The 23754-nt window shown below is 72.7% G+C and carries 17 protein-coding genes; 11 read left to right on the forward strand and 6 right to left on the reverse strand.

Translation table 11 applies throughout. The features are described 5' to 3' along the window. Positions 1-50: 50 nt before the first annotated feature. Positions 51-968, reverse strand: coding sequence for a LysR substrate-binding domain-containing protein (locus tag ACWC9R_RS21940; RefSeq protein WP_450733821.1), 918 nt, complete (start codon positions 966-968; stop codon positions 51-53). Between the two features lie 100 nt (positions 969-1068). On the opposite strand from ACWC9R_RS21940, the gene ACWC9R_RS21945 reads away from it, so the two are divergent. After that, entirely contained in the window at positions 1069-2349 is a 1281-nt protein-coding gene (locus ACWC9R_RS21945) for an MFS transporter (protein ID WP_450733823.1), read from the forward strand. Between the two features lie 57 nt (positions 2350-2406). Here the strand turns inward: ACWC9R_RS21945 and ACWC9R_RS21950 are convergent, their stop codons facing one another. From ACWC9R_RS21950 to ACWC9R_RS21960, 3 genes are all read right to left on the reverse strand, one after another. Next, a complete protein-coding gene (locus ACWC9R_RS21950; RefSeq protein WP_450733824.1) occupies positions 2407-3429 on the reverse strand; it encodes an adenosine deaminase in 1023 nt (340 codons plus the stop codon). A gap of 176 nt (positions 3430-3605) precedes the next feature. Further along, on the reverse strand, positions 3606-3860 hold the full coding sequence (locus ACWC9R_RS21955; RefSeq protein ID WP_450733826.1) for a hypothetical protein: 255 nt from the start codon (positions 3858-3860) through the stop codon (positions 3606-3608). A gap of 109 nt (positions 3861-3969) precedes the next feature. Then, complete coding sequence (locus tag ACWC9R_RS21960; RefSeq protein ID WP_450733828.1) at positions 3970-4599, reverse strand: NADAR family protein; 630 nt, start codon at positions 4597-4599, stop codon at positions 3970-3972. 202 nt (positions 4600-4801) lie between these two features. Here ACWC9R_RS21960 and ACWC9R_RS21965 point away from each other — a divergent pair, with 202 nt between their 5' ends. The 6 genes from ACWC9R_RS21965 to ACWC9R_RS21990 all read left to right on the forward strand — a co-directional run bounded on the left by ACWC9R_RS21965 (position 4802) and on the right by ACWC9R_RS21990 (position 12121). Next, positions 4802-6319, forward strand: coding sequence for a gamma-aminobutyraldehyde dehydrogenase (locus tag ACWC9R_RS21965; RefSeq protein ID WP_450733830.1), 1518 nt, complete (start codon positions 4802-4804; stop codon positions 6317-6319). Between the two features lie 128 nt (positions 6320-6447). Continuing rightward, complete coding sequence (locus tag ACWC9R_RS21970; protein WP_450733832.1) at positions 6448-7695, forward strand: polyamine ABC transporter substrate-binding protein; 1248 nt, start codon at positions 6448-6450, stop codon at positions 7693-7695. A gap of 58 nt (positions 7696-7753) precedes the next feature. Further along, positions 7754-8917 carry an ABC transporter ATP-binding protein gene (locus tag ACWC9R_RS21975; RefSeq protein WP_450733834.1) on the forward strand — a complete coding sequence of 388 codons (1164 nt, stop codon included), beginning with the start codon at positions 7754-7756 and terminating at the stop codon, positions 8915-8917. Next, positions 8914-9852, forward strand: coding sequence for an ABC transporter permease (locus ACWC9R_RS21980; protein ID WP_450733836.1), 939 nt, complete (start codon positions 8914-8916; stop codon positions 9850-9852). Before ACWC9R_RS21975 ends, ACWC9R_RS21980 begins: the two co-directional genes overlap by 4 nt. After that, the gene (locus tag ACWC9R_RS21985; RefSeq protein WP_450733837.1) at positions 9852-10697 is read left to right on the forward strand and encodes an ABC transporter permease; all 846 of its coding nucleotides are present in this window, start codon (positions 9852-9854) and stop codon (positions 10695-10697) included. Before ACWC9R_RS21980 ends, ACWC9R_RS21985 begins: the two co-directional genes overlap by 1 nt. A gap of 5 nt (positions 10698-10702) precedes the next feature. Continuing rightward, positions 10703-12121: an NAD(P)/FAD-dependent oxidoreductase gene (locus tag ACWC9R_RS21990; protein WP_450733838.1), complete on the forward strand. Its 1419-nt coding sequence runs from the start codon at positions 10703-10705 to the stop codon at positions 12119-12121. Positions 12122-12188: 67 nt separating this feature from the next. On the opposite strand, the gene ACWC9R_RS21995 is transcribed toward ACWC9R_RS21990, so the two are convergent. Beyond that, positions 12189-12893, reverse strand: a complete 705-nt coding sequence (locus ACWC9R_RS21995; RefSeq protein ID WP_450733840.1) for a phosphatase PAP2 family protein — start codon at positions 12891-12893, stop codon at positions 12189-12191. A gap of 528 nt (positions 12894-13421) precedes the next feature. Next, a complete protein-coding gene (gabT, locus tag ACWC9R_RS22000; RefSeq protein WP_450733842.1) occupies positions 13422-14771 on the reverse strand; it encodes a 4-aminobutyrate--2-oxoglutarate transaminase in 1350 nt (449 codons plus the stop codon). A gap of 276 nt (positions 14772-15047) precedes the next feature. Here gabT and ACWC9R_RS22005 point away from each other — a divergent pair, with 276 nt between their 5' ends. From ACWC9R_RS22005 to ACWC9R_RS22020, 4 genes are all read left to right on the forward strand, one after another. Next, positions 15048-17531 carry an ATP/GTP-binding protein gene (locus ACWC9R_RS22005; protein WP_450733844.1) on the forward strand — a complete coding sequence of 828 codons (2484 nt, stop codon included), beginning with the start codon at positions 15048-15050 and terminating at the stop codon, positions 17529-17531. Positions 17532-17761: 230 nt separating this feature from the next. Beyond that, the gene (locus ACWC9R_RS22010; RefSeq protein WP_450733845.1) at positions 17762-19408 is read left to right on the forward strand and encodes a PucR family transcriptional regulator; all 1647 of its coding nucleotides are present in this window, start codon (positions 17762-17764) and stop codon (positions 19406-19408) included. Positions 19409-19672: 264 nt separating this feature from the next. Then, on the forward strand, positions 19673-21133 hold the full coding sequence (locus ACWC9R_RS22015) for an aldehyde dehydrogenase family protein (protein ID WP_450733847.1): 1461 nt from the start codon (positions 19673-19675) through the stop codon (positions 21131-21133). Between the two features lie 499 nt (positions 21134-21632). Beyond that, entirely contained in the window at positions 21633-23552 is a 1920-nt protein-coding gene (locus tag ACWC9R_RS22020; protein WP_450733849.1) for an acyl-CoA dehydrogenase family protein, read from the forward strand. Positions 23553-23754 lie beyond the last annotated feature (202 nt).

Raw genomic sequence — 23754 nt, forward strand, 5'->3', positions numbered from 1 at the left:
GCGGAACAACAGTCCGTTTCTGTTCCGTCCGGATACCGCCGCCGCCGGAGCTACCCGGAGGGCGCGGTACCGGTCATGCTCATCTCGCGCGCCAGGGCCACCGTCAGGGCACGGAAGGCGCGCACTTCCGGGTGGGGGTCGGTGGTGCGGGTGGCCAGGACGCTGTGCGCACGAGGGGCGTCCAGCACCGGTACGTACCGGGTGCCGGGCCAGGGGTAGTAGCGCGCGAAGGAGGCGAGTCCGGAGCCGGCGCCACGGCCCGCCGCCACGCTGGTGAGGATGTCCTGAGGGGTGAGGGCGCAGTCGGGTGCGCGGTGTCCGCCGGACTCGAAGTACAGGTAGTCGGTGAAGTCGCGCGGTGTGTGCCGGGGGAGCCGCAGATAGGGCAGGTCGATGACGTCGGCCAGGTGGACACCGGTCCCGGCGGCGTCCGCGAGGGGAGAACGGGCCGGGACCGCCACGATCCGCTGTTCGGAGGTGAGGATGTCCACCTCCAGGCCCTCGGCTTCGAAGGCGGGACGGACGAAGGCCACGTCCACGCGGTCCTCGCGCAGCGCGCTGAGGTGTTCGGTGAAGTTCAACTGGATGAGTTCCAGCGGCACTTCGGGACGGGCGCGGCGGAAGGCGCTGACGGCGGCCGGGGTGACCTCGGCCGAGCCGTGACCCATGACGCCCACCCGTAGGACGCGGGCGGCCGCCGGCGGAGCGAGGGCGGCCCCGGTCACGTCCTCGACGGCCGCGTTCGCCGCGGCGAGCAGGGCGCGGGCGTGGGAGGCCAGCCTGCGCCCGGCGACGGTCGGGACGACGGGGCGGTTGCCGCGGTCCAGCAGCCGGGTACCGAACTCCCGCTCCAGCTGCTGTACATGCAGGGTGACGGCGGCCGGCGACAGGAAGAGCCGGGCGGCCGCCCGTCCGTAGTGTTCCTCCTCGACCACCGCCAGAAAGGAGGACAGCTTCCGCAGATCCATACGGGCCACGGTACGACCGCTCTGCGCCCGGCCACGAGGGCGTTCAGGATTCCTGAACGGGGGCGGCGCCGGGACCCGCCCGGCCCGTACAACGGTCGGCATGAGCAAGCACGCCGCCCCGGCCACGCCACCCGCAGCGTCCACCCCCACCCCGCCGACGGGCCCGGGCACACCCGCGCCCGCTCCCCGGTACTGGCTGAGCGCGGGCTGGGTGATGACGGCCTCCGGCTGGAGCGCCAACCAGTTCTCCGCACTGCTGGGTTCCTACCGCAGCGAGCTGGGCCTGACCACGGCCACCACCACCGCTCTGTTCGGCATCTACGTGCTGGGACTCATCCCCGGCCTGCTGCTGGGCGGCCCGCTCGCCGACCGGCGGGGCCGCCGCCCCCTCGTCCTTCTCGCGTTGGGCACGTCGGCGCTGGCCACCTGTCTGCTGATGCTCGGCCCCGCCGCCTCCGCCTTCCTGTGGCCCGGACGCTTCCTCACCGGGATCGGTGCGGGTGCCCTGCTCTCGGCGGGCGGCGCGTGGATCAAGGAGCTGTCCTCGGCCCCGTACGGCACCGCCCCCAACCCGGGGGTGGCGGCCCGTCGTTCCGGCCTGTTCCTGTCCGCCGGCTTCGCGACCGGCGGCCCGGCCGCTTCCCTCCTCGCGCAGTGGGCGCCGTACCCCCTGGTCACCGCCTATGTCCCGCACCTGGTCCTCTCCGCCGCCGCCGCGCTCTGCGCCGCCCGCGCCCCGGAGACCTCACCGGCCCGGCCCGGCAGGGAACCGGCGGCTCCCGCGCCCGGTGCACAGTGGGAACAGCGCGCCGCGGCGGCCGAGTTCCGCCGGCTGGTCGCCCCCGTGGCGCCGTGGGTGTTCATCGCCCCGGCGGTGGCCTTCGCCACGCTGCCCGGTCTGGTCGACGCCGACCTGGCGGGCCTGCAGACCGTCTACGCCGGTGTGATCACCGCCGTCACCCCTGGCGCCGGCATCCTGGTGGCGCCCTTCGCACGGGCGCTGGCCGCCCGGCACCGCATCGCCACCGGCGTCATCGGACTGGCCGCCGTCGCCCTCGGCATGCTGATCGCCGCGCTCGCCGCGGCGCAGGCCCAGCCCCTGGTCGCCCTGGTCGCGTCGACGGTGCTCGGTGCAGGCTACGGCCTGTGTGTCGCCTACGGCCTCACCGAGGTCGCCGCCCTCGCGCCCGCACACCGGCTGGCGCGGCTGACCTCCTCCTTCTGGGCGCTGGCATACCTGGGCTTCCTCGCCCCCTACGTGATCACCCTGTGCACCGGGCTCTTCGCACCGCCCACGCTCCTCATCGGTGCCGCTGTGCTGGCCGTCATCACGCTCGTGGTCGTCGCCTGCCGCGGCACCCGCGAGGCGCAGGGGGGCTGATCCGGAACCTGCCGACGGGGCAGTGGGGGTGGAGGTCAGGGCGCCATGGCCCCGTCGCTAGCCGCGCCACGACGCGGTGTAGCTGTCGATCTCGGCGGTCAGCCGGGCCTTGGCGGCGCCGTCCATGAAGGACGCGGCGACGGCGTTCCTGGCGAGGCCGGCCAGGCCGTGGGTGTCCAGCCCCAGCAGCCGGGCGGCGACGGCGTATTCGGTGTTGAGGTCCGTGCCGAACATCGGCGGGTCGTCGCTGTTGATGGTGACCGGCACGCCTGCCGCGACCATCTCCTTGAGCGGGTGCTCCTCCAGGGTGCGCACCGCGCGGGTGGCGATGTTGGAGGTGGGGCAGACCTCCAGCGGGATGCGGTGCTCGGCGAGGTGGGCCAGCAGCCGGGGGTCCTGGGTGGCGCTGGTGCCATGGCCGATGCGCTCGGCGCCCAGGTCGTTGAGGGCGTCCCAGATCGTGCCGGGGCCGGTGGTCTCCCCGGCGTGCGGGACGGAGTGCAGACCGGCCGCGCGGGCGCGGTCGAAGTACGGCTTGAACTGCGGGCGCGGCACCCCGATCTCCGGGCCGCCCAGACCGAACGAGACCAGGCCCTCGGGCTGCAGGTCACAGGCGATCCTGGCGGTCTCCTCCGCGGCCTCCAGCCCCGCCTCACCGGGGATGTCGAAGCACCAGCGCAGCACCACGCCCAGCTCCGCCTCCGCCGCCTTGCGGGCGTCCTCGATGGCCTCGACGAACGCGCCGTCGGGGATACCGCGGCGGGTCGAGCTGAACGGGGTGAGGGTCAGCTCGGCGTAGCGGATCTGCTGCCGTGCCATGTCCCGGGCGACCTCGTACGTCAGCAGCCGGACGTCCTCGGCGTCGCGGATCAGGTCCACGACGGAGAGATAGACCTGGATGAAGTGCGCGAAGTCCCGGAAGGTGAAGTAGTCGGCCAGGGCTTCGGGGTCGGTGGGGACGGCGGAGTCGGGGTGCCGCGCCGCCAGCTCGGCGACGATACGGGGCGAGGCCGATCCGACGTGGTGGACGTGCAGCTCCGCCTTGGGCAGGCCCGCGATGAAGGCATCGAGATCGGACAACGGTTCCTCCTGGTCAAAGGGGCGCAGGGTGCGCGGAACGGCCCGGCCATGCTATGCGGCGCCCGGAGGGGGGTGGGGGCGCGGGGTCGTGGGGCGTGGAGCCGGGGAGTCGGGCCGGCCGCCGGGCCGATGTGGGGCTGGAGCGACGGTGCGGCCGGTCCCTCGCCGAGGGGGCGTCAGGTGCCGGAGCGGGTGCCCGCCGGGGTACGGGCGTCGACGTCCGGTGGGGCCTGCTCCGGGCCGGTGTCCGGTGGGGCCTGTTCCGGGCCGGTGAGTGGCGGGTCCTGTTCCGGGCCGGTGTCCGGTGGAGCCTGTTCCGGGCCGGTGTGCGGACTCGCGGCCGTCGGGCCGGGGGACCGTTGGCCGGGCCGGAGGGTGGTCATGGCCCGCAGGCCGCGGGCGAGCCAGATGCCCAGGACACCGGCCAGCACCAGCGCCTCCCGGGCCGGCCGGCCCAGGGCGAACCCGAACCCCAGGCCGGCGGGCCCGCGCGCGTGCGCGTCCGCGGCGGGACCGGAGCCGGGGGCTACCGGGCCGGGGCTAGTGCACCAGCTCCGCGCCGCCCGCCTCCCGCAGCCGCTGGCGGGCCGCCATCAGCGCGAAGCCCAGCAGATTCAGGCCCCGCCAGCGCGCCGGGTCGTCGGCCCGCTCGTCGTCGGCGGCGAGGCCGATGCCCCATATCCGGTCCAGCGGGCTGGCCTCGACCAGCACCCGGGAGCCCGTGCCGAGCAGGTACTCCCGCAGTGCGGCGTCCTGGCCGAACTTCTGGACGCTGCCCTCGACGACCAGGCCGAAGCGGTGCCGCCGCCAGGCATCCTCGTCGAAGCCGCGGACCCGGCGCCCGGCGTCCTTGGCCTGCTTGGGGTGGCCCGCAGCGAGCGCCCGCCGCTCCGCCTCCGCATCGTCGAACAGCCGGGCCTTGCCGGCCATCATCCAGTGCTCGGCGGTGGCGTACCGGACCCCGTCGACCGTGAAGGGGGCGGGCCACCACTGGCTGAAGCAGCTCGCGCCGAGGCTGCCGCCCCGCCGTGGAGCGTGGCCCCAGAAGTGGACGTACTTGACGCGCTTCCCGGTGGCCGCCGCCCGCCGCAGCTCCTCGACCGAGCGCGGACCGTCCGCGGCGCTGTCGGCCGCGTCCCCCGTGGTGATCCCCGTGCTGTCGTGCATCATGCCGGGATTCTGTCAGCGGGCACTGACAACGTGTCGGGGTCCATGCGGAGGAAAACGCGTAATCCGTCGCGTAACCAAAAGGCAACAACGGAATCCCTTGTTGAGGCTCCTCTCCTCTGCCAAGATCAGCCATCGATTCCGGAAATAGCTACGCCCGACAGAGCCGCCGAGCGGCCCCGGCGCCCCGGCGGAGGAGAGCACCATGGATCACCGATTCGATGTCACCGAGCGGTTCGCCGAGGGCGCGCAATTCATCGCGGGGAGTCTCCGCTCCGGCAGCTCCGGCCGTACCCAGGACGTCGTGGACCCGGCGACCGGCGCGACCGTGTACTCCTACGAACTCGCGGGGACCGCGGACGTCGACGCGGCCGTGGAGGCCGCCCGGCAGGCGTTCCCCGAGTGGGGCGGCGCCACCCCGGGGGAGCGCTCCGACACCCTGCACCGCTTCGCCGCCGCGCTCACCGAGGACGCCGCCGACCTCGCCCACGCGGAGACGCTGAACTGCGGAAAGCCGATCAAGCTCAGCGAGGAGTTCGACGTACCGGGCTCGATCGACAACGCCGCCTTCTTCGCGGGCGCCGCCCGCCACCTGGAGGGCAAGGCGGCCGGCGAGTACAGCGCCGACCACACCTCCGTCATCCGCCGCGAGCCGATCGGCGTGGTCGGCTCCATCGCGCCGTGGAACTACCCGCTGCAGATGGCCGCCTGGAAGGTGCTGCCGGCCATCGCCGCGGGCAACACCATCGTCCTCAAGCCGGCCGAGATCACCCCGTTCACCTCGCTGCTGTTCGCCCAGGCCGCCCAGCGCGCCGGCCTGCCCGACGGAGTGCTGAACATCGTCTCCGGGGCGGGCCGGGACGCCGGTGAGCGCCTGGTCGGCCACCCCTCCGTCGCGATGACCTCGTTCACCGGCTCGACCGCGGTCGGCAAGCGGGTCGCCGAGATCGCCACCGGCACGGTCAAGCGGCTGCACCTCGAACTCGGCGGCAAGGCCCCGTTCGTCGTCTTCGACGACGCCGACCTGGAGGCCGCCGTCCACGGCGCGGTCGCCGGCTCGCTGATCAACACCGGCCAGGACTGCACCGCCGCCACCCGCGCCTACGTCCAGCGCCCGCTCTACGACGCGTTCGTCAGCGGCGTCGCCGACCTGATGGCGACCGTACGGCTCGGCGACCCCTTCGACCCGTCCACCGACCTGGGCCCGCTGATCTCGCACACCCAGCGCGACCGGGTGGCCGGCTTCGTCGACCGGGCGCGCGGCTACGCCACGGTCGTCACCGGCGGCGAGGCGCCCGGCGGCGCGCTCGCCAAGGGCGCCTACTACCGGCCGACGCTGATCGCCGGTGCCGCGCAGGACAGCGAGGTCGTGCAGTCCGAGATCTTCGGCCCGGTGCTGGTCGTGCTGCCCTTCGACAGCGACGACGAGGGCATCGCGCTGGCCAACGACACCCCCTACGGGCTCGCTGCCTCCGCCTGGAGCCGGGACGTCTACCGCACCGGCCGCGCCACCCGTGAGATCAACGCGGGCTGTGTCTGGGTCAACGACCACATCCCGATCCTCAGCGAGATGCCGCACGGCGGCGCCAAGGCGTCCGGCTACGGCAAGGACATGTCGGCCTACTCCTTCGAGGAGTACACCCAGGTCAAGCACGTCATGTACGACAACACCGGCGTCGCGCGCAAGGACTGGCACCGCACGGTCTTCGGGGACCGCCCCTAAGGGACGCCCCGCCGGCACCACCGAGCCCCCCACCGGCCCCACCCGCGGGCCCCCACCCCGCGGCCGGGCCGCGCGGCATCGTCACCACCGGCCGAGCGCCGGGCTCACCCCCTGAAAGGGCACCGCGCATGGAGCACCACGAGCAGCCCGAACCCCTGTCCCCGGTCGAACTCGCCGCCATGCGCCGCAGCCTGACCGACGGCCGGCTCGCCATGACCCGCCGCTCCCTGCTGCGCGCGGGCGCCGCCACGGCGGCCACGGTCGGCGGCCTCGGTTCCCTCGCGGCCTGCGGCATCCCGCCCGCCGGCCGTACGGACGCCGGCCGTTCCACGGACCACTCCAGGGCGGAGAAGCGGATCAACTTCTCCAACTGGACCGAGTACATGGACGTCAGCGACGACGGCAAGCACCGGCCCACCCTGGAGCACTTCACCGAGCGCACCGGTATCGCGGTCAAGTACACCGAGGACATCAACGACAACGACGAGTTCTTCGGCAAGATCCAGGCGCAGTTGGCGGCCGGCCAGGACACCGGCCGCGACCTGATCGTGCTCACCGACTGGATGTGCGCACGGATGATCTCCCTCGGCTGGATCGAGTCGCTGGACCCGGCCAACCTGCCGCACGCCTACGCCAACCTCTCCCCGCAGTTCCGCGGCCCCGCCTGGGACCCGGGCCGCGCGCACTCCTACCCCTGGCAGGGCATCCCGGCGATCATCGCGTACAACAAGAAGGCCACCGGCGGCCGCACGGTCGACTCGGTCAGCCAGCTGCTGGAGGACCCGAAGCTCAAGGGCCGGGTCGGCTTCCTCTCCGAGATGCGCGACAGCGTCGGACTGACCCTCCTGGACATGGGCAAGCGGCCCGAGGACTGCACCGCGGACGACTTCGACGCGGCCATCGCCCGTATCCAGAAGGGCGTGGACTCCAAGCAGATCCGCCGCTTCACCGGCAACGACTACACCACCGACCTGGACAAGGGCGACCTCGCCGCCTGCGTGGCCTGGGCGGGCGACGTCGTCCAGCTCCAGAACGACAACCCGGACATCGCCTTCGCCGTCCCCAAGGCCGGCTACATGACCTCCAGCGACAACCTGATGGTCCCGAACAAGGCGCGCCACAAGCAGAACGCCGAACGGCTCATCGACTACTTCTACGAGCCGAAGGTGGCGGCGAAGATCGCGGCGTACATCAACTACGTCTGCCCCGTGGAGGGCGTACGCGAGGAACTCGCCAAGATCGACAAGAAGGCGGCCGACAACCCGCTGATCATCCCCGACAAGGAGATGGCCGAGAGGTCCCACTCCTTCCGCGCGCTGTCCGCCAAGGAGAACAAGGCGTTCACCCAGAAGTTCTCCGACCTCACCGGCGCCTGAACCCCACTCCCCGGGCCCGCCCGAGCCGCTTCGCCCTCCGACCCACGGGACGACCGACATGACCCACACCGCGACCCCCCAGAGCAGCGGCGGCGACGTCCGCCTCCAAGGGATCAGCAAGACCTACGGCTCCTTCACCGCCGTCCATCCGCTCGACCTGACGGTCCCCGCGGGCTCCTTCTTCGCGCTCCTGGGCGCCTCGGGCTGCGGCAAGACCACCACCCTGCGCATGATCGCCGGGCTGGAGGAGCCCACCACCGGCACCGTCGAGCTGTCCGGCCGGGACGTCACCGTACTGCCGTCCTACAAGCGCCAGGTCAACACCGTCTTCCAGAACTACGCGCTCTTCCCGCACCTGGACATCTACGAGAACGTCGCCTTCGGCCTGCGCCGCCGCGGCATCAAGTCCGTCAAGAAGCAGGTCGAGGAGATGCTCGACCTGGTCCAGCTCGGGCCGATGGCGCGCCGCAAGCCGCAGCAGCTCTCCGGCGGCCAGCAGCAGCGCGTCGCGGTCGCCCGCGCGCTGATCAACCACCCCCAGGTGCTGCTGCTCGACGAGCCGCTCGGCGCCCTCGACCTCAAGCTGCGCCGCCAGATGCAGCTGGAACTCAAGCGCATCCAGACCGAGGTCGGCATCACCTTCGTGCATGTCACCCACGACCAGGAGGAGGCCATGACGATGGCCGACACCGTGGCCGTGATGAACGGCGGCCGGGTCGAACAGCTCGGTGCCCCCGCCGACCTCTACGAGAACCCCGCCTCCACCTTCGTCGCCAACTTCCTGGGCACCTCCAACCTCATCGAGGCCGAGGTCGTCGAGACCGGCGGCGAGGAACTGCTGCTCAAGGCCGTGGACACGACGCTGCGGCTGCCCGCCGCCCGATGTCGCGCCGCGGCCCGCAAGGGCGAGAAGGTGCTGGCCGGGATACGGCCCGAGAAGGTCTCCCTGACGCACGGCGACGACGCCGACGCGGTCGCCGACGGCCGCAACCGGCTGTCCGGCCGCATCAAGGACGCCGGCTTCATCGGCGTCTCCACCCAGTACGTCGTCGAGGTGCCCGGCCTGGGCGAACTCGCCGTCTACGAGCAGAACGTCGAGCGCGACGGGCGCCTGGTACCCGGCGCCGACATCGTCCTGCACTGGAGCCCGGCGCACACCTTCGGACTGGACGCCGCCCAGGACATCCAGGCCGGCGCGGACCTCGACGAGGAGGCCGCGTGACCACCACCGAGACGCCCGCGCCACCGGACGGAGCGGCCGGGGCCGCGCCCCTGGAGGTGCGCAGGACCCCCGCCCGCAAACGGCTCGTCCCCTACTGGCTGCTGCTGCCCGGCATCCTCTGGCTGATCGTCTTCTTCGCCGCCCCGCTCGTCTACCAGGCGTCGACCTCGGTCCAGACCGGCTCCCTCGAAGAGGGCTTCAAGGTCACCTGGCACTTCGCGACCTACTGGGACGCGCTCGGCGAGTACTGGCCGCAGTTCGTCCGCTCCGTCGCCTACGCCGCCACCGCCACCGTGCTCTGCCTGCTCCTGGGCTACCCGCTGGCCTACCTGATCGCCTTCAAGGCCGGCCGCTGGCGCAACCTGGTGATGATCCTGGTCATCGCCCCGTTCTTCACCAGCTTCCTGATCCGCACCCTCGCCTGGAAGACGATCCTCGCCGACGGCGGACCGGTCGTCGGCCTGCTGAACTCGCTGCACGTCCTGGACGTCACCAGCTGGCTGGGGCTCACCGAAGGACAGCGGGTGCTCGCCACCCCGCTCGCCGTGGTCTGCGGACTGACCTACAACTTCCTGCCGTTCATGGTGCTGCCGCTCTACACCTCGCTGGAGCGCATCGACCCGCGCCTCCACGAGGCCGCCGGCGACCTCTACGCCCGCCCGGTCACCACCTTCCGCCGGGTGACCTTCCCGCTGTCGATGCCCGGTGTCGTCGCCGGCACCCTGCTCACCTTCATCCCGGCCGCCGGTGACTACATCAACGCCGAACTGCTCGGCTCCACCGACCAGAAGATGATCGGCAACGTCATCCAGTCCCAGTTCCTGCGGGTCCTGGACTACCCGACCGCCGCCGCCCTGTCCTTCATCCTCATGGCGGCCATCCTCGCCATGGTCACGCTCTACATCCGCAAGTCCGGGACGGAGGACCTGGTCTGATGGCCGTCCACGAGACCACCGAGGCCACCGCGGCCCGCACCCCGAACCGTGGCCTGCGCTGGCTGCGCCGCAACATCATCACCCTCGCCGGCCTGTGCACGCTGGGCTATCTGATCCTGCCCAACCTCGTGGTGCTGGTCTTCTCGTTCAACAAGCCCAACGGCCGCTTCAACTACCAGTGGCAGCGCTTCTCCACGGACGCCTGGCGCGATCCGTGCGGCGTCGCCGACCTGTGCGGCTCGCTGGGCCTGAGCCTCCAGCTCGCGCTGTGGGCCACCGTCGGCGCGACCGCCCTGGGCACCATGATCGCGTTCGCGCTGGCCCGCTACCGCTTCCGGGCCAGGGCCGGCGTCAACACCCTGATCTTCCTGCCGATGGCGATGCCCGAGGTCGTCATGGCCGCCTCGCTGGCGACCCTCTTCCTCAACATGGGCATCCAGTTCGGCTTCTGGACGATCCTCATCGCGCACATCATGTTCTGCCTGAGTTTCGTCGTCACCGCCGTCAAGGCCCGGGTGATGAGCATGGACCCGCGGCTGGAACAGGCCGCCCAGGACCTCTACGCCTCACCCCTCCAGACCTTCCTGCGGGTGACGCTGCCGATCGCCGCCCCCGGCATCGCGTCCGGTGCGCTGCTGTCCTTCGCCCTGTCCTTCGACGACTTCATCATCACCAACTTCAACGCCGGCTCCACCGTGACCTTCCCCATGTTCGTCTGGGGCTCGGCGCAGCGGGGCACGCCCGTTCAGATCAACGTCATCGGCACGGCGATGTTCCTGGTCGCCGTGTTGTGTGTAGTCGTCGGCCAGCTGGCCGGGGCCCGCAAAAGGAGCAAGAGGAGCTGAGAACCATGGCACGAGCTGCCATGACCCCGTCCGCCGCGCACGCGCTCGCGGACGCCGAACCCACCCCCTTCTGGCTGGCCGACCCGGACCGGCCGGCCGCCCGGCCCGCCCTCGTCGGCGACGAGACCTGCGATCTGCTGGTCGTCGGCGGCGGCTACTCGGGCCTGTGGACCGCGCTGATCGCCAAGGAGCGCGACCCCGAACGCGATGTCGTCCTCGTCGAGGGCGCCGAGATCGGCTGGGCCGCCTCCGGACGCAACGGCGGCTTCTGCGCCGCCTCCCTCACCCACGGCCTCGGCAACGGCCTGGCCCGCTGGCCCGGTGAACTCGCCACCCTCGAACAGCTCGGCATCCGCAACCTCGACGCCATCGAGGAGGCCGTCGCCCGCTACGGCATCGACTGCGCCTTCGAGCGCACCGGCGAGATCGACATCGCCACCGAGCCCCACCAGATCGCCGAACTCAAGGAGTTCGCCGAGGACGCCGCCGGAATCGGCCTGGACCGGCACACCTTCCTCGACGAGGACGCGCTGCGCGCCGAGGTCGACTCACCGACCTTCCGTGCCGGACTGTGGGACCGCGACGGCGTCGCCATGCTCAACCCGGCCCGGCTCGCCTGGGGCCTGAAGCAGGCCTGCCTCGACCTCGGCGTCCGCATCTACGAGCGCACCCCCGCCACCGACCTGGCCTCCGACGGCGCGGGCACGGCCGTCCGCACCCCCTACGGCCGGGTCTTCGCCCGCCATGTCGCGCTCGGCACCAACGCCTTCCCGTCACTGGTCAAGCGGGTCCGCCCGTACATCGTCCCGGTCTACGACCACGCCCTGATGACCGAGCCGCTCTCGGAGGAGCAGCTCGCCGCCATCGGCTGGAAGAACCGCCAGGGCCTCTCGGACTCCAACAACCACTTCCACTACTTCCGCATCACCGCCGACAACCGCATCCTGTGGGGCGGCTACGACATCGTCTACCGCTACGGCGGCGGCGTCCGGGCCGAGTACGACCACCACCCGGCCACCTACGAGAAGCTCGCCCGGCACTTCTTCCGCTGCTTCCCCCAGCTGGAGGGGCTGCGCTTCACCCACTCCTGGGGCGGCGCCATCGACACCTGCTCCCGCTTCTCCGCGTTCTTCGGCACCGCCCACGCCGGCCGGGTCGCCTACGCCGCCGGCTACACCGGCCTCGGCGTGGGGTCCACCCGCTTCGGCGCCGAGGTGATGCTCGACCTGCTGTCCGGCGAGCGCACCGAGCGCACGGAGCTGGAGATGGTCCGCAGCAAGCCGCTGCCGTTCCCGCCCGAGCCGCTGCGCTGGGCCGGCATCGGGATCACCCAGTGGTCGATGACCCGGGCCGACAGCCGCGGCGGCCGCCGCAACCTGTGGCTGAAGGCCATGGACAAGGTGGGCCTGGGCTTCGACAGCTGACGCCCCGACCGCCGAGGTCCGGCGCCCCGGGGGCGGACGGCCGCGAGCCGCCCGCCCCCGTACGTCATCAGCGGCCCGGCGCCCGCGTGCCCGCCCACCGGTCGCACGCCGCCCACCACACCGCGAGCAGCACTCCGGCCAGACACCAGCTGCCGAGGACGTCCAGCGGCCAGTGATAGCCCCGGCGCACCAGACCGAGGCCGACGGCCCCGTTGAGCAGCGCCACCACGGCCACGACCACCGGCGCGAACAGCCGTCCCGCCCGCTGTCCCATACGGAGCACCAGCAGCGCGGCCACGCCGTAGGCCACCGCCGCCGTGGCGCCATGGCCCGACGGATAGAAGCCGTCGTGCGCACCGCCCGCCATCGGCGGCGGACCCGGCCGCGCCAGCCACAGCTTCAGCGGCACGACCAGCGCAGGTACCGCCGCCATCGCCAGACCGGCGGCGAGCGGCGGCAGCCACCAGCGCACCGGACCCTCCCCGCCGGACGCCCCACGGCACCTGGCACGCCACCCCCACCACCCGGCCCACACCATCACCACACACAACACCGGCAGCGCCACAGCCGTGTTACCGAGATCGGCGCAGAACTCGGCGAGCCCGGCGGGGAGATGACCGTCGGCGGCCAGCGCCCGGCCGAGCCGTTCGTCGAGGGAGCGCAGCGGACCGTGGGCCGCCACCTGCCGGCTGAGCGCGGCGAAGAGCAGCAGGCCGACGGAGCAGATCCACCACGGGGAGAAGCGCCGGGAGCTGTGCCCGGACGGGCCCACGGGGCCCGGGGAACCCGGAAAAGGGTTCGGCCGCCTCGGAACAGGGGGGGTGGTTCCGAGGCGGCCGGGCTGACCGGTGTCCCGCGCGCCCCGGGGGGTATGGGGCGGGCGGACATCCGATCGGTGAGGATTCCCGGAACCGGGGGTTCCGGAGTTGTGCGCGAGGGCACGGCCTGATCGGAGCCGGGGAAGCGCCGACCGGGCGTCGCCCGCAGTCCCCTGCGAGCGGGGTGTTTCTCTCATCTGCAGAAACCGTACGGCACGGGGAGCGCGCCCGACAGCCGCATCACTCGGCCGCCATGGCCCCCGCACATCTTCTTCACGCCATGTCTGCAGCTACGCGCGTCCATGCGGAAATGAGGGCAGAAAGCGGGACAGAACGGAGGCGGTGGGGAGGAGAAACGGATGCAGCCCGGCGGGCCCGGCCGGGAAACGGGGCACGGCCCGGGGCACGACATGAGCCGTGCCCCGGGCCGTGCCGGGGTCCCTCCCGCCCGGTGCGCCGTGCGGAGGTGTGGAGCGCGCCGCTCAGAGCGAGGCGAAGGCGCCCTCGAGGATGTCCAGGCCCTCGTTGAGCAGGTCCTCCCCGATGACCAGCGGCGGCAGGAAGCGCAGCACGTTGCCGTACGTGCCGGTCGTCAGGACGAGCAGGCCCTCCTGGTGGCAGGCCTTGGCCAGCGCGGCGGTGGCCTCCGGGTTGGGCTCCTTGGAACCGGACTTGACCAGCTCGATCGCGATCATCGCGCCGCGGCCGCGGACCTCGCCGACGATGTCGTACTTCTCGGCGATCGCGTTCAGCCGCGGCTTCATGATCTCGCCGATCCGGCGGGCCTTGGCGTTGAGGTCCTGCTCGCGCATGGTCTCGATCGAGCCCAGCGCCGCGGCGCAGGCCACCGGGTTGCCGCCGTAGGTGCCGCCCAGGCCGCCCGCGTGCGCCGCGTCCATGATCTCCGCGCGCCCGGTGACGGCCGCCAGCGGCAGACCGCCGGCGATGCCCTTCGCGGTCGTGATCAGGTCCGGCACGATGCCCTCGTCCTCACACGCGAACCACTGGCCCGTGCGGCAGAACCCGGACTGGATCTCGTCCGCGACGAAGACGATCCCGTTCTCCTTGGCGAAGTTCGCGATCGCCGGGAGGAAGCCCTTGGCCGGCTCGATGAAGCCGCCCTCACCGAGCACCGGCTCGATGATGATCGCCGCGACGTTCTCCGCGCCGATCTGCTTGGTGATCTGCGAGATGGCCTGCTCAGCGGCCTCCTGCGCACAGTTCTCCGGGCCGGTCAGCCAGCGGTAGGGGTAGGCCACCGGGACGCGGTAGACCTCGGGCGCGAACGGCCCGAAGCCCTGCTTGTACGGCATGTTCTTGGAGGTGAGCGCCATCGTCAGGTTCGTCCGGCCGTGGTAGCCGTGGTCGAAGACGACGACCGCCTGGCGCTTGGTGTGCACCCGGGCGATCTTGACGGCGTTCTCGACCGCCTCGGCGCCGGAGTTGAACAGCGCCGACTTCTTCGCGTGGTCGCCCGGCGTCAGCTCGGCCAGCTGCTCACAGACCTCGATGTACGGCTCGTACGGCGCCACCATGGCGCAGGTGTGGGTGAAGGCCTGGAGCTGTGCGGTGGCCCGGCGGACGACCGCCTCCGCGCTGTTGCCGACCGAGGTCACCGCGATGCCGGAGCCGAAGTCGATCAGGGAGTTCCCGTCCACGTCCTCCAGGACGCCGCCACCCGCGCGCTTCACGAACACGGGCAGCACGGCGCCGACGCCACCGGCCACCGTGGCCTGCTTACGGGCCCACAGCTCCTGCGACTTCGGGCCGGGGATCGCAGTGACGACGCGACGCTCCTGGGGGAGGGCCGGGCCTCCGGACAGTTCGGTCATGGCAGTCTCCTGGAGTGCGACGGGGGACGTACAAAGGTGTTGTTCTCGCAGGCTAGGGGCGGCCGGGCGGGTCTGGCATGTTCCGTTCGGGAGAAGTGCGCGTGTTGCGTTGTCCGCACCGGACATAGCGGCGCCCCACGGCCAGTAGATTGAACGACGGCCCGCCCGGCAACGGACGGCCACCAGCGCGGGCACGACAATGGCAACGCGGCCGGCCACCCCGTCCGCCGCACCACCACGCAGCAGGCCACGGCTCAAGGGGGACAAGGGCACCGGATGGACACCGAGGGCACGCACGACGCACGCAACACCCGCTCCGACCAGGTGCCGCGGCCGGCGGCTCCCCCGGACGTCCCGCCGCGGCCCAGTGCGCCGCCGCGCTCCGCCGCTCCGGCCGGCCGGGCCGTGGGGGCCGGTACCTCCGCCCGGCCCGGCGATGCTCCGCAGTCCCCGTTCATGGCCTGGCTGAGCGCTCCGCGCGTGCTGTCGGGGCCGGGGATCTGGGCCTTCGGACACAAGCCCCGGCCCAAGGAGGAGCCGCACGAGATCGGGGTGCCGCAGCTGATCGCCGGGGCGGTGATCTCGTTCCTGTGCGCGTGGCTGATCTGGTCGTTGCTGATGAACGACTACCTCGGCCCCTACTGGAAGTGGCCGCGCGAGGTGATGCTGCCCGACGCGTGGAAGACGGGCAACGCCAACGTCATCTCGTCCTTCGTCTACATGGCGCTCATCCTCGGCGCGATCGTCGTCGCCTTCGGCCGGGTGGGGCGATGGCCCACGCTGATCCGGCGCCTGCTCGCCCCGGCGGCGAACCGGATCTGGGACCGGCTTCCCGCGTGGCTGGCGCCCAAGGACCCCGCGTCGCTCCCCGGCGGACAGGTGATCGCGCGCGCGGCCGTGACCCTGCTGGCCGTGTGGCTTCTCTGGCAGTGGTGCATCGACAAGACCACTGACTCGTCCCTCCTGATGCTGCAGTTGGAGAATCTGACGCCGGTGTCGGGGCAGGCCGCGTCGTACTTCTACTACGCCACCAGCTTTTCGCTGATCGACCTCGGTGTGCTGGTGGCCGTCTTCAGCCGCTTCGCCTGCCTTCCGGAGCTGCGCCGCCGGTACGGTCCACCGAGCCGGCGTGCCGCGTCCGATGCGAGGAAGCCGGCGGACGGCACCGCACGGGTGTTGCCCGTGGACCAGGCCGAGTGGACCGCCCTGCGTACCGCCGGCGCTCCGGCGGCCGCCGACCGCTTGGCACACGAGGCCCGGTCCGGGCTCATGAACGACGTCGACCATGCGCGGATCAACCGTGCCTGGCAGTCCGTCCGTACACAGCCGGGCCGCCTGCAGGCCTTCGTCGACAGCGTGCAGGAACACGGCTCCGCCGCCTGTCTGCACCCCTCCGGGGCACGCGACCTGACCACCCGGACCGCCTTGCACGACCTGCTCACCTCCCAGGTGCGCATCGGCACGGCCGCTGAGGACGCCCGCAACCCCTATGAGCGGCGCGGCACGGGCTGTGCGCTCGAACCCGACGTGCTCGGCACCTCGCTGCTGGCGGTGGGTCCGCCCGGTTCCGGAAAGACAACCCGCCTGGTGCGCCCGCTGGTTGAGACCTTGTGCCTGCAGGCACTGGCCGGGCGTGCCGCCGTCGTGTCCCTCGGGACGGCCGCCTCGGCACCCGCGCCGGAGGACGCCTTCGACGCCGTGATCAGGATCGGTCACCGCGACGCGGAATGCGACCTGGACCTGTACGGCGGAACGACCGACCCCGACGAGGCGGCCGGGATGCTGGCCGAGGCGCTGGTGGGGGACGTGGCGGCGACGCTGCCCGGCGGGGACGTACGACGGGCGGCAACCGTGCTGGGGCAGTTGCTGGGTCCGTTCCGGGTGGCGCACGGACGCTTCCCGGGGGTGGCGGAACTCCGCGAGCTGCTGGACGGGGCACGGGAGGCGATGGCGGAGCTGCGGGCCACCCTTGAGGCGGCCGGCGAGAACGGCGCGCTGCGGGAACTGGACGCGCGGGAGCGGCAGGCGGAGCGGCCGGGAGACGCCGGGGTGCTGCTCGCGGACCGGATCGCGCTGCTGGACCGGCCGGCGTTCGCGGGGTTCTTCGACCCGACCGGACGCTCACGGCAGGTGTCGCTGCGCGCCCTGGACCATCCGCTGCGGGTACGGATCGATCTGCCCGAGCGCGGGCACACGGAGGCTTCCCGGATTCTGGCGCGGCTGGTCCTGGCGCAGTTCACCGAGTGCGCGGTGGCCCGGTCGGACCGCTCGGTCTTCGCCTGTCTGGTGCTTGACGACGCCTCACATGTGATCACCCAGGAGGCGCTGCGCGGACTGCAGCGGCTGCGGTCGGCGCACGCGGGAGCGGTGCTGACGCTGCGGTCGCTGGACGATGTGCCGGAGTCGCTGCGCGGCGCGCTGCTCGGTGCGGTCGGCTGCCGGATGGCGTTCGCCGGCGTGACCACCTGGGACGGGGCACGGTTCGCCGAGGTGTGGGGCAAGGCATGGGTGGAGACCCGGGATGTCACCGACCGGCAGATCGTCTCCGACGAGCCGTTCACCAAGGTCATGCACTCGATCCGGCGGCTGGTCACGGGCAAGAACGTGACCGCCAAAGCCGTCACCGTCCGCACCGTCGAGCGGGAGCGCTGGTCCGCCTCGGATCTGGCCAATTCGGTGCCGCCGGGGCATGCGGTGCTGTCCGTGACGTCGGTGGCGGGGGAGCACGCGCCGCCGGTGCTGGTGGATCTGCGGTCCTGAGCAGGAGGGAGGGGGGCGTCCCCGGGCCTGTACGGCTGGGGGCGGAGGTGCGGCCCGCGGGGAGGGGCCGGAAAGTGTGGGGTCTCGGTCGATTCTGCCGTTGAGGCAGAATCGGGACTGGCCGTTCATACGAGGCGGCGTAAACAATCGGGTGTCGGGCGGGCGCCGGCCGGTTCGTGGCCGGTTGCCGTCCGGTCGTCCCTCGAAGTCGTCGACGTCATGAAGGTCCCATGCCGCACACCCTGGCCTCCCTGGTCCACCACACCGCGCTCAAGCTCTCCGTGCTCGCGGGCGAGGAGCGGCTGGAGGCGCCGGTGCGCTGGGCGCATGCGAGCGAGCTGATCGACCCGGTGCCGTACATGGAGGGCGGGGAGCTGCTGCTGATCACCGCGCTCAAGCTGGACGCGGAGGACGCGGAGGCGACCCGGCGGTATGTGCGGCGGGTCGCGGAGGCCGGGGTCGTCGGGCTGGGGTTCGCGGTCGGGGTCAACTACGAGGGCGTGCCGCAGGCGCTGGTCGACGCGGCCAGGGAGCAGGGGCTGCCGCTGCTCGGGGTGCCGCGCAGGACGCCGTTCATCGCGATCAGCAAGGCGGTGTCGGCGGCCGTCGCGGCCGACCAGTACCGCGCGGTGACGGCGGGGTTCGAGGCGCAGCGGGAGCTGACCCGGGCGGCGCTCGGCACCGAGGGGCCGGCCGAGCTGCTGGCCCGGCTCGCGGCGCATCTGGACGGCTGGGCCGCGCTCTACGACGCGTCGGGCGCGGTGGTGGCCGCCGCCCCCGACTGGGCGGCCCGCCGCGCGGCCCGGCTGACCGACGACGTCGGGCGGCTGCGGGAGCGGCCCGCCCCCGCCAGCTCGGTCGTCAGCGACACCGACGGCGGCGACCGCGTCGAGCTCCAGTCGCTGGGCACCGGACGCCGGGCCCGCGGGGTGCTCGCGGTGGGCACCGCGGCGCCGCTGGGCACCGCCGAACGCTATGCCGTGCACTCCGCGGTCGCCCTGCTCACCCTGACCACCGAGCGGTCCCGGGCGCTGCAGGACGCCGAGCAGCGCCTGGGCGACGCGGTGCTGAAGATGCTGCTCGCGGGGGAGCCGGACCACGCGCGGGCGGTGGCCGGGCGGCTCTACGGCGGGCTGCTGGACGCCCCGTTCCGGGTGGTGGTCGCCGAGCCGGCGGCGGGCGACGAGCCGTCCTCGGGGGTGGCGCCGGGCGGCGGGACCGTGGGGGTGCTGGACGGTCTCGCCGACGCGATGGACTCGGCGGCCGCGCGGACCGGTGAGGCGGTGCTCGCCGTCCCGGACGGCGGCCGGCTGGTCGTGCTGGTCGCGGACGGCGGGGCGGCCGCGGACGCCTGTGCCGCGTACGCCGCCGAGGCCGAGGCCCGTGCGGGCGGGCGGCCGCGGGCGCGGGGCCGGGCGGCGCGGGCGGAGGCGGGCCACGGCGAGGGGCTGGCCGTCGGGCTGTCGGCGCCGACCGGGCCGACCGCCGCCGCGAACGCCTACCGCCAGGCCGAACAGGCGCTGTCGGTGGCACGGCGGCGCGGCCGTGCCCTGGTCGAGCACGAGGACGTGGCGGCCGGATCGGTGCTGCCGCTGCTCGCCGACGACGCGGTCCGCGCCTTCGCGGACGGGCTGCTGCGGGCGCTGCGCGAGCACGACGCGACCGGTCGCGGCGATCTGGTGGCCTCGCTGCGCGCCTGGCTCGCCCGGCACGGCCAGTGGGACGCGGCCGCCGCCGACCTGGGAGTGCACCGCCACACCCTGCGCTACCGGATGCGGCGGGTGGAGGAGATCCTGGGACGCTCGCTGGACGACGCGGATGTGCGGATGGAGCTGTGGCTGGCGCTCAAGGCGACCTCGGCGCCCCAGGGGGAGTGAGGACGGCCCGCGTCCCGCGCGTTCCTCGCAGGTGACCGCCCCCGGGCGGACCGGCGCGGGCGCTTCCGGGGCCCGTGCCTCCACACGCCCCGGGTCCACCCCGTCCGCCCCCTCCACCGCGGAGAGACGGGCGCGGTGATTACGCCGCTTCGGACAAACGCCACGAGGGCGCCGCACCCCTACCGTGGAGCCAGAGTCAAAACCGCAGAGACGCTCCCAGAGCCATGCGCACCACCCACCACTTCTGAAGGGCCGGGTTCCACTGTGCCGATCCCCACTGATGCAGCCCCCACCGCCTTTTGGCTCGCCGGCCGCGAGGCCACCGGCGAGGCCACCTTCGATGTCACCTCCCCCTGGGACGGACGTCTCGTCGGCACGGTGAGCGTCCCCACCGAGGCCCAGGTCGAGGAGGCCGTCGCCGCCTCCGTCGCCGTCCAGGACGAGCTGGCCGCGACCCCCGCCCATGTGCGCGCCGCCGCCCTGGACCATGTGCACCGCCGGCTGGTGGAGCGTACGGAGGAGATCGCCCGGCTGATCTCCGCGGAGAACGGCAAGCCCATGAAGTGGGCGCACGGCGAGGTCGGCCGGGCCGTCTCCGTGTTCCGTTTCGCCGCCGAGGAGGCCCGCCGCTTCAACGGCGGCGAGGCGCAGCGCCTGGACACCGACGCGGGCGGCGCCGGCCGGCTCGCGCTGACCCGCCGCTTCCCGCGCGGCACGGTCCTGGGCATCGCCCCGTTCAACTTCCCGCTGAACCTCTGCGCCCACAAGATCGCCCCGGCCATCGCGGCCGGCGCCCCGATCATCCTCAAGCCGGCCCCGGCCACCCCGCTCTCCGGTCTGATCCTCGGCGAGCTGCTGGCCGAGACCGAGCTGCCGGCCGGTTCCTGGTCGGTCCTCCCGGTGCCCAACGACCGGATGCCGGCGCTGGTCCAGGACGAGCGCCTGCCGGTGGTCTCCTTCACCGGCTCCGAGAAGGTCGGCTACGCGATCCTCGACTCGGTGCCGCGCAAGCACTGCACCCTGGAGCTCGGCGGCAACGGCGCGGCCGTCGTCCTGCCGGACTACTCCTCCGAAGCGGACCTGGACTGGGCGGCGCAGCGCATCGCCACCTTCTCCAACTACCAGGGCGGCCAGTCCTGCATCTCGGTGCAGCGGGTGATCGCCGACGCCTCCGTCTACGACCGGCTGGTGCCGAAGATCGTGGCGGCCGTCGAGGCGCAGGTCACCGGCGACCCGTCGGACGACGCCACCGAGGTCGGCCCGCTGGTCGACGAGAACGCCGCCAAGCGCGTCGAGTCCTGGGTGGACGAGGCCGTGGAGCGCGGCGCGAAGCTGCTCGCGGGCGGCAAGCGCGACGGCGCCTCCTACGCGCCGACCGTGCTGGCGGACGTGCCCGCCGACGCCACCCTCGCCTGCGAGGAGGTCTTCGGCCCGGTGCTCACGCTCCGGAAGGTCGACGGGGAGGCGGAGGCCTTCGCGGCCGTCAACGACTCCAAGTTCGGCCTCCAGGCAGGCGTGTTCACCCACGACGTGCAGACAGCCTTCCGCGCCCACCGCGCGCTGGAGGTCGGCGGCGTGATCATCGGCGATGTGCCGTCCTACCGCGCCGACCAGATGCCCTACGGCGGCGTCAAGCAGTCCGGCGTGGGCCGCGAGGGCGTGCGCTTCGCGATGGACGACTACACCTACGAGCGGGTCATGGTCCTCACCGGACTGGCCCTGTAACCCACCGGCCCGGCCCGGACCGGTGGACAGCGACGGCCATCCCTTGGGCCGTATCGCCGTCCGGGCCCGGCCGGCGCGCCTCCCCCGGCGCACCCCTCGACGCGGCGCGCTCCGGCACCCTGTTTCCGGAGCGCGCCGCGTCCCCTGTACCCGGCGCGGTCTCCCCGCCGCGCCGGATCTTGACCGTACGGGACGGGTCCCCTCCGCTTCCTCCTGTCTGAGAGGGAGCCGCGGCGGAACCGCAGGGGGGAGTCACCGCCGCGGGTACACCGTTCGCGGTAGGCCGCACCCCCCGAAGGGCGGAGGGCGGCCGGCCGGCCGGGCCCGGGGCCGGGGGGTATGTCCCGCTTGGTGTGCGATGGTCCCGGCACTCCACTGTGTCCGGTAGCTCCAGTGGTGCAACCCGTGCGGATCGGGTAACTCTCACAAGTAGCGCTGTCCAGCGGCCGACCGGCCCGCCGGCGCTGAACTCCCGATCCCGCGGCGAGGTGAGCTCCTGATGACCGCTCCATCCATCCGCAACGTTTCCGAGCGCGAAGCACGCCAGGTCGCCGAGGCGGCCCGCGAGCAGGACTGGCGCAAGCCCAGCTTCGCCAAGGAACTGTTCCTGGGGCGCTTCCGGCTCGACCTCATCCATCCGCACCCGACCCCGGCGGTCGACGACGTGCGCCGCGGCGAGAAGTTCCTCGCCACCCTGCGCGAGTTCTGCGAGAACGAGGTCGACGGCGCCCGGATCGAGCGCGAGGGGCAGATCCCGGACGAGACCGTCGACGGGCTCAAGGCGCTCGGCGCGTTCGGGATGAAGATCGACCCCAAGTACGGCGGCCTCGGCCTCACCCAGGTCTACTACAACCGGGCGCTGTCCCTGGTCGGCACCGCCAGCCCCGCCATCGGCGCGCTGCTCTCGGCGCACCAGTCGATCGGCGTACCGCAGCCGCTGAAGCTGTTCGGCACCAAGGAGCAGAAGGAGACCTTCCTGCCCCGCTGCGCCCGGACGGACATCTCGGCCTTCCTGCTGACCGAGCCCGACGTCGGCTCGGACCCGGCCCGGCTGGCGACCATGGCCGTCCCGGACGGCACGGACTACGTGCTCGACGGCGTGAAGCTGTGGACCACCAACGGGGTCGTCGCCGACCTGCTGGTGGTGATGGCGCGGGTGCCCGCGTCCGAGGGCCACAAGGGCGGCATCACGGCCTTCGTCGTCGAGGCGGACTCGCCCGGCATCACCGTCGAGCACCGCAACGCGTTCATGGGCCTGCGCGGCCTGGAGAACGGCGTCACCCGCTTCCACCAGGTACGGGTCCCGGCCGCGAACCGCGTCGGCCCCGAGGGCGCCGGTCTGAAGATCGCCCTGACCACCCTCAACACCGGCCGGCTGTCGCTGCCCGCGATGTGCGTCGGCTCCGGCAAGTGGTGCCTGAAGATCGCCCGTGAGTGGTCGGCGGCCCGTGAGCAGTGGGGCCGGCCGGTCGCCAGGCACGAGGCCGTCGGCGCCAAGATCTCCTTCATCGCCGCCACGACCTTCGCCCTCGAAGCGGTCGTCGACCTGTCCTCCCAGATGGCCGACGAGAACCGCAACGACATCCGCATCGAGGCCGCCCTCGCCAAGCTCTACGGCTCCGAGATGGGCTGGCTGATGGCCGACGAGCTGGTCCAGATCCGCGGCGGCCGCGGCTACGAGACCGCCGACTCGCTCGCCGCCCGCGGCGAACGCCCGGTCCCCACCGAGCAGATGCTGCGCGACATGCGCATCAACCGGATCTTCGAGGGCTCCACCGAGATCATGCACCTGCTGATCGCCCGCGAGGCGGTGGACGCCCACCTCTCCGTCGCCGGCGACCTCATCGACCCCGACAAGACCCTCGCCGACAAGGGCCGGGCGGCGGCGAAGGCGGGCGGCTTCTACGCCCGCTGGCTGCCCAAGCTCGTCGCCGGACCGGGCCAGCTCCCGCGTACGTACCAGGAGTTCGGGAAGCTGTCGGGCCATCTGCGCTATGTCGAGCGGACCTCCCGCAAGCTCGCCCGCTCCACCTTCTACGCGATGTCCCGCTGGCAGGGCCGGATGGAGACCAAGCAGGGCTTCCTCGGCCGGATCGTCGACATCGGCGCCGAACTCTTCGCGATGAGCGCGGCCTGTGTGCGGGCCGAGTACCTGCGGGAGACCGGTGACCACGGCCGGGAGGCGCAGCAGCTGGCCGACGTGTTCTGCCGGCAGGCCCGGGTCCGCGTCGAGGAGCTGTTCGGCCGGCTGTGGTCCAACACCGACGAACTCGACCGCAAGGTCGTCTCCGGAGTCCTCGACGGCACCTACACCTGGCTGGAGGAGGGCATCATCGACCCCAGCGGCGACGGCCCCTGGATCGCCGACGCCACTCCGGGCCCGAGCATGACCGACAACGTCCGGCGTCCCATCCGCTGAACGTCCCTCGGCCGCACGCCCAGGGCCGGTCCGCCAGCGATCCGCCGGACCGGCCCTGGGGCATGTCCCGCACGGCCCGCCGCCGCAGCATGATCCAGAAGAAGCGCCCTAGTGACCTGAGTCAGAGATTCGTCGTTGGTTGGGTATGAGTCGTCCGGGTCCGAAGATTCCGCCGTTGTCGGTGACCGATGCGCAACGGGCT

The sequence above is a fragment of the Streptomyces sp. NPDC001219 genome (assembly GCF_053597915.1).

Excerpts from the sequence above, each read along its gene's own strand:
- ACWC9R_RS21940 (WP_450733821.1), bottom strand. The coding sequence starts at position 968 with ATGGATCTGCGGAAGCTGTCCTCCTTTCTGGCGGTGGTCGAGGAGGAA.
- ACWC9R_RS21945 (WP_450733823.1), top strand. The coding sequence starts at position 1,069 with ATGAGCAAGCACGCCGCCCCGGCCACGCCACCCGCAGCGTCCACCCCC.
- ACWC9R_RS21960 (WP_450733828.1), bottom strand. The coding sequence starts at position 4,599 with ATGATGCACGACAGCACGGGGATCACCACGGGGGACGCGGCCGACAGC.
- ACWC9R_RS21965 (WP_450733830.1), top strand. The coding sequence starts at position 4,802 with ATGGATCACCGATTCGATGTCACCGAGCGGTTCGCCGAGGGCGCGCAA.
- ACWC9R_RS21970 (WP_450733832.1), top strand. The coding sequence starts at position 6,448 with ATGGAGCACCACGAGCAGCCCGAACCCCTGTCCCCGGTCGAACTCGCC.
- ACWC9R_RS21975 (WP_450733834.1), top strand. The coding sequence starts at position 7,754 with ATGACCCACACCGCGACCCCCCAGAGCAGCGGCGGCGACGTCCGCCTC.
- ACWC9R_RS21985 (WP_450733837.1), top strand. The coding sequence starts at position 9,852 with ATGGCCGTCCACGAGACCACCGAGGCCACCGCGGCCCGCACCCCGAAC.
- ACWC9R_RS21990 (WP_450733838.1), top strand. The coding sequence starts at position 10,703 with ATGGCACGAGCTGCCATGACCCCGTCCGCCGCGCACGCGCTCGCGGAC.
- gabT (WP_450733842.1), bottom strand. The coding sequence starts at position 14,771 with ATGACCGAACTGTCCGGAGGCCCGGCCCTCCCCCAGGAGCGTCGCGTC.
- ACWC9R_RS22005 (WP_450733844.1), top strand. The coding sequence starts at position 15,048 with ATGGACACCGAGGGCACGCACGACGCACGCAACACCCGCTCCGACCAG.
- ACWC9R_RS22010 (WP_450733845.1), top strand. The coding sequence starts at position 17,762 with ATGCCGCACACCCTGGCCTCCCTGGTCCACCACACCGCGCTCAAGCTC.
- ACWC9R_RS22020 (WP_450733849.1), top strand. The coding sequence starts at position 21,633 with ATGACCGCTCCATCCATCCGCAACGTTTCCGAGCGCGAAGCACGCCAG.